The organism is Flavobacterium sp., assembly GCF_013822155.1.
Taxonomy (GTDB): Bacteria; Bacteroidota; Bacteroidia; order Flavobacteriales; family Flavobacteriaceae; genus Flavobacterium.
In genome coordinates this window covers 1-1,050 of sequence record NZ_PNJW01000207.1, presented here as the reverse complement: position 1 = coordinate 1,050, position 1,050 = coordinate 1, and the positions used below count along the sequence as shown (strand labels likewise).

Genomic DNA, 1,050 nt, shown 5'->3' with positions numbered 1-1,050 from the left:
AGACGCTCTGCCTATCAGCTACAGAAATGGAGGATCGATGCTATTGTTTATTCTTGCTGGTTTTAGCTTTGCCCGTTTTCAGCTAAATTTAATTTTGGTTGATAAAGTATGGGGTGTCATCAATAATTACTTAAAGAAAATCCTGATTCCCTACATGGCAATATGCAGTGCTTTTATTTTATTTCAACTATTCATTCTAAAAGTGAAACCTGAATATGATTTATATTCAATGATTACGAATTTGTACAGAAACGAAACTTCAGCCTTTACTTACATGTGGTATATGCAGGTACTTGCACAATGCATGGTTTTAATCGGCTTAATTTTTTCTTTTAAAACCATAAAAATGAAAGCGAATAATGATTTATGGACATTTTCAATCATCCTACTTTGTATCTTTACAACAATTTTCATACTAATTAATGCTGCATGGGACACAGCCTATCTTGCTGCTAGAGTGCCTCATGTTTACATGCCGCTATTACTAATTGGCTGGTGCACTTATCTTGCAAAATCTATCAATCAAAAATTAATTATTTTTGCTATCTCACTATTTTTATTCAGTATTATGTACCTACAAGAAATTTGGTGGGTAAAAGTAACCTATGCCTGGCTATTTATTGGTAGTGCATTATTGATTTTTATCTCCAAAATTAAGCTGCCAAAATTCATTAAGGCCATACTGGTTGAGGTTTCTGCCAAAACCTATTTTATTTATCTAGTACATATATTTGTACTCCACTTCATCAAAATTTTTATCCAGAATAAACAAATTCGTTTCATCATATTGCTGATGACTTGCTTATTGCTGGCAAGGTTGTTTTATCTATTTAAAAATGCTTATCAAAAAACTTTAACTAACAAATTGTTGCTTGTTAAATAGTATTTTTAAATGTAAGTTTGAGTAAAACTTTAAGACTAAATTTAGTTATATGTGCAAAATTAAGTAGGAATATTTACAAACTTTTAATTTGGAGGAAAGATGAAGAATTTTTTTAATGCACTGATTTTTGCCGTGTTATTATTTTCCTGCATTTCGTACGCAGCGGA

1 protein-coding gene is annotated in these 1,050 nt (G+C 30.9%); it reads left to right on the top strand.

Features of this window, described 5'->3' with window-relative positions; all coding sequences use genetic code 11:
- A partial coding sequence (locus C0512_RS15970) for an acyltransferase family protein (RefSeq protein WP_290863367.1) occupies positions 1-883 on the top strand: 883 nt, incomplete at its 5' end.
- Positions 884-1,050 lie beyond the last annotated feature (167 nt).